Below are 220 nucleotides of genomic sequence, written 5' to 3' on the forward strand. Positions count from 1 at the left end.
AATCCGTCCCTCTCCACCATATTCTAAAGGTTAAATAGCTCAAACAGAGTTACGTGTTGCGTGCATCGTATAATGGCTATTACCTCAGCCTTCCAAGCTGATGATGCGGGTTCGATTCCCGCTGCACGCTCCAACTCATTTTGTGTGCTGATATAGCTCAGTCGGTAGAGCGCACCCTTGGTAAGGGTGAGGTCCCCAGTTCGACTCTGGGTATTAGCAC

At 49.5% G+C, this 220-nt stretch carries 2 tRNA genes; both read left to right on the plus strand.

Features of this window, described 5'->3' with window-relative positions:
• Positions 1-58: 58 nt before the first annotated feature.
• Positions 59-133: transfer RNA gene (locus tag A3712_RS21720), tRNA-Gly, on the plus strand.
• A 13-nt stretch (positions 134-146) separates the two neighbouring features.
• Positions 147-219: transfer RNA gene (locus A3712_RS21725), tRNA-Thr, on the plus strand.
• Position 220: the final 1 nt, after the last annotated feature.

Origin of the sequence: Vibrio sp. HI00D65 (assembly GCF_001635455.1) — a bacterium.
Classification (GTDB): domain Bacteria; phylum Pseudomonadota; class Gammaproteobacteria; order Enterobacterales; family Vibrionaceae; genus Vibrio.